Raw genomic sequence first — 6,369 nt, 5'->3', positions numbered from 1 at the left:
CCGGACGCCTCGCGGGTGGTGGCCGGGGCCCTGGCCGCGGATGCCTCGGCCCCGCTCGCGGCGGGCGGCGGGGTGCTGGCGCGGGAGATGGTCCGGGTCAACCACTACGGCCCGGCGGCCTCGCGGGAGGCGGTCGTGGCGTCGCTGCGCGCCCTGGCGTCGGCCCTGTCGGCGGACCCGGAGGCGGCGTTGGAGGCGGCTTCGGCCGCCTGGTAGGAGGGGGCGCGCCGTCAGCCCCAGTCGATGTCGGCCTGGCTCTCCAGCGGCTGCCGCTCTCCCAGCTCCCAGCGACTGCGGCACCACCAGGGTGTCCGCGTCGGTCATCGCGGCGGGGAAGCTGATGTGGGCCTCCTTCTGGATCTCGGTGACCTTGACCTGGAAGACCCGGAACTCGTCGAGGTCCAGGGATTCGGGGAGGACGAGGTTCTGTGCCAGCAGGAAGGCCTTGGCCTTGCAGGTGCCCTGGTCCATGAAGGTGATGATCTTCCAGAAGGCGCGCGGGATCTGCACTCCGCGGAAGACCCGGTCGTCCTCCTGGAAGACCGGTCCGCCGAACACGCTCACCTTGAGGTCGTCGACGTCGACGTCCTCGAACACCGCGTCCTCCAGCCTTCCCCAGAGGCCGTTGCGCCTGCTCTGGTTGAAGTCGTCCATCTGCGGAGTGATGTTGGTGTAGAAGAACGAGTCCTTGTTGGCCCGCTGTGCCTCGGGCAGCGGGCCCCAGCAGAGGTCGGCGCGGCGCGCGATGTGGCCCCGGTCGAGCCGGTTGGCGCTGCCGCCCTTGTAGAGGTCGTTGTCGACCTGGTCCTCGGCCGGCACGCGCGGGTCTGTGACGAAGTCGAGTCCCGCGCGGCTGAGCTTCTTGAGCGCCCCGCCGTCTATGTTCCAGGCCACCCAGATGGCGAAGCGTCGCGGCTTGCTCAGCGCCAGCGAGAAGTGGGTGTACGGGAGCACTTCGGAGCCGTCGAGCCGTACGGCGGTGTCCTTGATCGAGGGGTCGAGCGACGGGGTGCCCACCGGCACGGCCAGGAAGCCCGGGTCGTACCCGGCGGTCGGGGGCTCGGGGCCGGCGGTGGCCGGCCGGTCCAGGGTCGGGCTGGCGGACGTACGCCTCTCAGCGGCCATCGGGGTCTCCTTCCGTAAAGGAGTCGGGTGCCCCGAGCGGGGTGAAGCCGAAGTGAACTGACGCGCCCCCAGCTGCGGCCGGGAAGTGCCCCCTGCGAGCAGGCCGACGCCGGCGTGCGCGCGCACGTCCAGCCTACGGCCGGGACGCGGGGGCGGCGCGGCGAGCGGGTCCGGCCGTCCGGGCCTGCGGAAGGTGCGGGTCACGGCCGCGGGGCGCCCGGTACGGGGTACGCGGGCGCCCCGGACGAGAGGCCGGCTGCTCAGGCCTGGGGAACGGCGCAGGCCCCGTCGGGCTCGCAGGCCTCTGCGTCGGCGGCGGGCTCGGGGAGCTCGCGGCCGGCCCAGGCCCGCTCCAGGGCCTGGGTGAACACCTCTGCGGGCTGGCCGCCGGAGATCCCGTAGCGGCGGTCGAGGACGAAGAACGGGACGGCGTTGGCGCCCAGTTCGGCCGCCTCCCGCTCGTCGGCCCGGACCTCGGCGGCGTAGGCGGAGTCGTCGGCGAGGACCGCGCGGGCCTCCGCCTCGTCCAGTCCGGCCTCCACCGCGAGGTCGAGCAGCACCTGCGGGTCGAAGACCGAGCGCTCCTCGGCGAAGTTCGCCCGGAAGGCGAGGTCGAGGAGCTCCACCTGGCGGCCGCGGGCGGCGGCGAGGTGGAGGAGGCGGTGGATGTCGAAGGTGTTGCCGTGGTCGCGGCCGTCGGTCCGGTAGTCCAGCCCCTCGGCTCGGGCGCTGGCGGCGACGTGCTCCTCCATGCCGCGGGCCTCTTCGAGGGTGCGGCCGTACTTGCGGGCGAGCATCTCCAGGACGGGGGCGGTAACGCCCTTGGCGCCGTGGGGGTCGAGCTCGAAGGAGCGGTAGACGACCTCCACCTCGTCGCGGTGCGCGAACTCGGCCAGCCCCTTCGTGAAACGGGCCTTGCCGATGTAGCACCAGGGGCAGGCGATGTCGCTCCAGATCTCGACGCGCATGATCCTTCTTCTCTCCGGATTCCGGGTGGGGGGTCGGGCGGGGTTCCGCCGGTTCGGGCGGGGTTCCGCCGGGCGAAACGGTTTGTGGTTCAACCATTCGCCGTCGCGTCTCATTCCCCGGACGCTTCCCCCACCTCCAGCCACAGGGTGCGGTGGGAGCCGGAGGGGACGGCCGAGGGGTCGGGGCGCCAGCCGTGGGAGGCGTAGAAGGCCTGGGCGCGGAGGTTGTGCTCGTAGACCTCCAGGCGGACCCGTTCGACTCCGGCCCGGCGCCAGGCGGCGACGCAGGCGGCGTGCAGGGCGGCTCCGGTGCCCCGGCGCCAGTGGACGGGGTCCACGTGGAGCTGGGTGAGGGTGGTCTCGCCGTCGGCGGTGAGGTAGGCGGCCACTCCGGTGATCTCCCCGTCCCGCTCGGCGCAGAAGACCCGGCCCTCGGCCTCCGTCCGTCTCACCGCACGGGACCAGCCCTCGCGGCTGCGGGCCAGCTCGGCCTCGCCGGCGTAGGCCTGTTCGGGGATGCGGCCCCGGTAGTAGGTGGCGCGCGCCCGGGTGTGGAGGGCGGCGATGGCGTCCAGATCTTCGAGGAGTGCGGTCCTGATCATGGGATGGGGAACGCGCCGGGAACCCCGTTCGGTTCCCGGCGCGCGCAGGCCCTTCAGGCGGTGGCTACTTCTTCAGCCACGCCGCCATCATCTTCTGGGCGATCGGCGCGGCCAGCCTGCCGCCGCCGATCTCGGAGCGGTCGGTGTCCGAGTTCTCGATCATCACCGCCACCGCGATCTGCTTGCCGCCCGCCTTGCCGTACGAGGTGAACCAGGCGAGGGGCGGGATGTTGTTGTTCACGCCGCGCTGGGCGGTGCCCGTCTTGCCGCCGACCTCGGCGCCCGCCACCTGTGCGGGCTTGCCGCCGCCCTCGGTGGCGACGGTGCGCATGGCGTCCTGGAGCATCGAGGCGGTCTTCGGGTTCATCACCTGCTGGGTCTTCGGCTCCTTGAAGCTCTCCAGCACGGTGCCGCCGGAGTCGGTCACCTCCGAGACCATGTGCGGCGCGGCGAGCTTGCCGCCGTTCTCGATGGCGGAGGTCACCATGGCCATCTGCAGCGGGGTGGCCTGGACGTCGAACTGGCCGATACCGGTCTGCGCGATCTGGTCGACGGACAGCTTCTTCGTCGGGTACTTGCTCGGCGGGTTGGTGCGGACCGGGGTGTCGATCTGCGTGTTGAAGCCGAGCTTCTCGGCCATGGCCCGCATCTTGTCCTGGCCGAGCTTGGAGGCCAGCTCCGCGAAGACGTTGTTGCAGGAAAGCTTGAGGGCGGTGCGGGCGGAGACGTTGTTGCAGGCCTCGTCACCGGCCTCGCTGGGCAGCTTCGTGCGGGTGCCGGGGATGGTGTAGTTGCCGGGCACTCCGGTCGGCTGGTCGATGCTGGTGACCAGCCCGTTCTCGATCGCGGCCGCCAGGGTGACCAGCTTGAAGGTGGAGCCGGGGGCCTGGGGCTTGCGCAGGGCCACGTTCTCCATGGCCTTGCCCTTGTCGGCGGCGAGCTCGTCCCAGGCGGCCTTGTCGTTGGCGCCGGAGATCCGGCCCGGGTCGTAGGAGGGGTTGTTGACCACGGCGAGGATCTCACCGGTCGCCGGGTCGATGGCCACGGCGGCGCCCTGCTTGCCGTCGAGGCCGTCGTAGGCGGCCTTCTGCACGTCCTTGTCGATGGTGGTCAGGACGTTGCCCGGGGAGGCCCGCTTGTTGGTGAGGATGTCCATCACGGTCTTCAGGCGGCTGTCCGAGCCGTTGAGGACGTTCTTGTAGACGCCCTCCAGCATGCTCGTGCCGAAGGCCTGGGAGCTGTAGCCGGTGATCGGCGCGTAGAGGGGGCCGTCCGTGTAGGTCCGCTTGTACCCGAAGTCCTTGCCGCCCGTCTTCTCCGATCCGGTGATGGCCGTCCCGCCGACGATGATGTTGCCCAGCGGGTTCTCGTACTGCCCGATGAGGTTGCGGCGGTTGTTCTTGTTGTCTGCGAGGGCCTGGCCTTGGTACGCCTGCACCCAGGTGACCCGCACCAAAAGGGCCAGCACCAGAAGCAGACAGAAGACCGACGCACGCCTGATCGTCTTGTTCATCCCCCAGAAGGACGTTCCGGCGGGCCCGCGCGTTCCGCTGCGCCCCGATTGTGGCCGGTTTCTCAGGTTCTCTTCATCAGGAATCCCCCCTCGTAGGCGGCGATGACCGCCTGGGTGCGGTCGCGGGAGCCGGTCTTGGCGAGGACGGCCGCCACGTGCGTCTTGACCGTTTGCGGGCCGACGCCGAGGTGCTCGCTCATCTCGTGGTTGGACAGTCCGGTGGCCATCAGGCGCAGGACGTCGGCCTCCCGGTCCGTGAGCCGGGCCGCCCAGGCCGGGGGTGCGGGCGGGGCGGCCGCGGCGTGGGCGGCGGCCAGGGAGCGGACGGCCGCGGGGAAGAGCAGGGAGTCCCCGCGGGCGACCAGCCGGACCGCGCCGATCAGCTCGTCGGGGTCGGCGCGCTTGAGGAGGAAGCCGGAGGCGCCCGCGCGCAGCGCGTCGTAGACGTAGTCGTCGTTCTCGAAGGTGGTGACGACCACGATCCTGGGCGGGTCGGGCATGGTGGCGAGGATCTGCTCGGTGGCCCGGATGCCGTCGATCTCGGGCATCCGCACGTCCATGAGGACGACGTCGGGGGCCAGGGAGCGCACCAGGGAGACGGCCTCGGCTCCGGTGGCGGCCTCTCCGACGACCTCCAGTCCGGCCTCGGCGTCGAGGATGACCCGCAGGGCGGTGCGGACCATCCGCTCGTCGTCGGCGATGACCACGCGCAGCGGCGGCCGGCTCATCGCCCGCCTCCCGGGGCCGTAGTGGTGCCGAGCGGCAGGACGGCCCGCAGCCGCCAGGTCTCCCCGTGCGGTCCGGCCTCGACGCGGCCGCCGAGGAGGGCGGCCCGTTCGGAGGCGCCGCGCAGCCCGCGGCCTCCGCCGGTGCGTGGCCGGCCGCCGTCGTGGGCGTGCGGGGGCGGGGCGGGCGGGTTGGTCATGGTGATCTCCAGTTCGCGGGAGCCGTCGGTGGTGTGGACGCGGATCAGCAGGGTGATGGGGCCGGTGCCGTGGCGCAGGGCGTTGCTCAGGCCCTCCTGGACGATCCGGTACGCCTCGCGGGAGGCGATCGCCGGCAGCTGCGCCCAGTCCCCGGCCGGTCCGGGGTCCTGCTCGGCGGTGAGGACGGTGCCGCCGGCCCGGGTGCGGGCCAGCAGCCCGTCGAGGTCGCCGGCCAGGGTCGGGGCGGGCATGGCGTCGGCCCGGGCCGGGTCCCCGTCCCGGAGCAGGCCGAGGACCGCGTCCAGCTCGCCCACGGTGCGCCGGGTGGTCTCCTCGATCGCGGCGAGCGCCTCGCGGACGAACGCCGGGTCGCTGTCGAGCACCCGCCGGGCCGCCCCCGCCTGGAGGGTGACGGCGCTGAGGGCGTGGCCCACGGCGTCGTGCAGCTCGCGGGCCAGCCGGTTGCGCACGGCGAGGTCGGCGGCCCGTTCCTCGGCGGCGGCCAGCCGGTCCGCTGCGGTCGGCCCGAGGAGCACGGGCGCGAGCCGGGCCAGCAGCGCCCCCGCGCCGGCGCAGACGGCGGCGAGGCCGGCCAGCAGCCCGGCTCCGAGCAGCGGGGAGAGGTAGGGCTCGGCCTCCGCGCTGAACAGGTACGTCCCCCACACCGAGGCCCGCAGGGTTCCGGAGAGGGGCATGACGATCAGCACCACTGCCATGGGCGGTACCGCCAGGCTCATCCCGCTGACCAGCGCCCCGATGCCCAGGTGCAGGGTCCACCAGGCGGAGGCCCGCCGGCGGGCCGCCCAGGACCGGGCCGGGCCGTCCGCCAGCCGGTCCCCCGGCACCCCGGTCATGGCCCGGGCGGCCGTCGCCGACAGCGGCCGTACCAGCCCGAACAGCCCGGTCAGGGCGACCAGCGGGAGGGAGGCCGCGTAGGAGAGCAGGGTGAGCGGGAGGGAGGCCAGTACGTTGACCCCGCCGGCCGCCGCACCCACCACGACCTGGGCGAGCAGGAGGTAGGGCATCAGCAGGGCCCCGCCGAGTATCAGGTGCACCCACCGCAGCCGGGCCCGCGCCCCCACCAGCGGCCCGGTCCACCGCCGCAGCGCACCCCCTGCCGCTCCTGCCGCCCCTGCCGCCCGCCCCGGCCCTGAGCCGCGCACCCTGCCGCCGCCGTCGCCGTTGCCGCTCACGGCTCTCCCCCTCGGTCCTCGTCTCCCCCGCCGGCCCCCTGT

Annotated in this window: 5 protein-coding genes and 2 pseudogenes; 1 reads left to right on the top strand and 6 read right to left on the bottom strand. The window is 73.2% G+C overall.

What is annotated here, in order from left to right:
* Positions 1–216, top strand: a pseudogene (locus tag VR44_RS46605) (alanine--glyoxylate aminotransferase family protein); the annotation flags it as partial.
* Between the two features lie 168 nt (positions 217–384).
* On the opposite strand, the pseudogene VR44_RS33840 reads toward VR44_RS46605, so the two are convergent.
* The 6 genes and pseudogenes from VR44_RS33840 to VR44_RS33815 form a co-directional block, all read right to left on the bottom strand.
* Positions 385–1,125, bottom strand: a pseudogene (locus tag VR44_RS33840) (DNA/RNA non-specific endonuclease); the annotation flags it as partial.
* Between the two features lie 260 nt (positions 1,126–1,385).
* Positions 1,386–2,093 (bottom strand): DsbA family oxidoreductase, encoded by a 708-nt coding sequence (locus VR44_RS33835; protein WP_045951467.1) that lies wholly within the window; start codon positions 2,091–2,093, stop codon positions 1,386–1,388.
* 110 nt (positions 2,094–2,203) lie between these two features.
* The gene (locus VR44_RS33830) at positions 2,204–2,695 is read right to left on the bottom strand and encodes a GNAT family N-acetyltransferase (RefSeq protein ID WP_045951466.1); all 492 of its coding nucleotides are present in this window, start codon (positions 2,693–2,695) and stop codon (positions 2,204–2,206) included.
* Positions 2,696–2,759: 64 nt separating this feature from the next.
* Entirely contained in the window at positions 2,760–4,208 is a 1,449-nt protein-coding gene (locus VR44_RS33825) for a peptidoglycan D,D-transpeptidase FtsI family protein (RefSeq protein WP_045951465.1), read from the bottom strand.
* A 62-nt stretch (positions 4,209–4,270) separates the two neighbouring features.
* The gene (locus VR44_RS33820; protein ID WP_045951464.1) at positions 4,271–4,936 is read right to left on the bottom strand and encodes a response regulator transcription factor; all 666 of its coding nucleotides are present in this window, start codon (positions 4,934–4,936) and stop codon (positions 4,271–4,273) included.
* Positions 4,933–6,240: a sensor histidine kinase gene (locus VR44_RS33815; protein ID WP_045951469.1), complete on the bottom strand. Its 1,308-nt coding sequence runs from the start codon at positions 6,238–6,240 to the stop codon at positions 4,933–4,935. The genes VR44_RS33820 and VR44_RS33815 overlap by 4 nt, the downstream gene beginning before the upstream one ends.
* Between the last annotated feature and the right edge of the window lie 129 nt (positions 6,241–6,369).

The sequence above is a fragment of the Streptomyces katrae genome, from assembly GCF_000966975.1.
GTDB classification, from domain to species: Bacteria; Actinomycetota; Actinomycetes; order Streptomycetales; family Streptomycetaceae; genus Streptomyces; species Streptomyces katrae.
This window is presented reverse-complemented; position numbering and strand designations above follow the sequence as displayed.

What these genes read in the sequence shown, in the direction of transcription:
- VR44_RS33830 (WP_045951466.1), bottom strand. Translation starts at nt 2,695, where the DNA reads ATGATCAGGACCGCACTCCTCGAAGATCTGGACGCCATCGCCGCCCTC.
- VR44_RS33835 (WP_045951467.1), bottom strand. Translation starts at nt 2,093, where the DNA reads ATGCGCGTCGAGATCTGGAGCGACATCGCCTGCCCCTGGTGCTACATC.
- VR44_RS33825 (WP_045951465.1), bottom strand. Translation starts at nt 4,208, where the DNA reads ATGAACAAGACGATCAGGCGTGCGTCGGTCTTCTGTCTGCTTCTGGTG.
- VR44_RS33820 (WP_045951464.1), bottom strand. Translation starts at nt 4,936, where the DNA reads ATGAGCCGGCCGCCGCTGCGCGTGGTCATCGCCGACGACGAGCGGATG.